The following is a 644-nucleotide window of genomic DNA, read 5'->3' on the forward strand; positions in this document are numbered from 1 at the left end:
TCGCCATTATTCCGAAAAGGTTTGATAACAAAGGTAATCATTTTATGGTTTACCTTTTATTACAACCTTAGGCTTATGGTAATGTTTGCATTATACCGACTTTCATTCCCATTTATAGTACTTAAGTGTCAAAAAATTCACTCCGCCGACATTTCGACGTCTATTATCAGTCGATTAGCGGTAGACATAACTACAATTGTTTGGCCACTTTCGTAAGTATAGTTGCAGATATAACGATTACTTTTGATTGTTCCGCTAATATCTAATAACTCACTAGCCATAATCTTACGTTGCGGGTAATGAACAGCTAACCAATATCCGCAATCGAGTACGCCTTGTTGTGTGAACGGCGACACCAATCCCCCTTCAGTCATGGTGAGTTGAAAACCATCCATTTCCATATAATTGGGCTCACCTTGCACTAACCACGCTTGGTGATAACGCTGAACACTGTCTAGCATCCAAACCTTTGCGAGTTTTGCACCTGTCGCTTGTGCTTCTTCAGTGACTGGCTGCAATTTAATCGCCCTTCCAACCAACATGCTGACCGCAACTAAGCCAAACATAATGCGCGTTGCTCGGCTTTGATTCCCAACCACGCACTAGCCGCCCCTAACGATGTCCAGCCTCCCCCACAAACGTAC

At 43.2% G+C, this 644-nt stretch carries 1 protein-coding gene; it reads right to left on the reverse strand.

What is annotated here, in order from left to right:
- Positions 1 to 137: 137 nt before the first annotated feature.
- Positions 138 to 599, reverse strand: coding sequence for an MSHA biogenesis protein MshF (locus tag R7Q48_RS28255; RefSeq protein WP_318133631.1), 462 nt, complete (start codon positions 597 to 599; stop codon positions 138 to 140).
- Positions 600 to 644: the final 45 nt, after the last annotated feature.

Source organism: Vibrio sp. 378 (genome assembly GCF_033339435.1).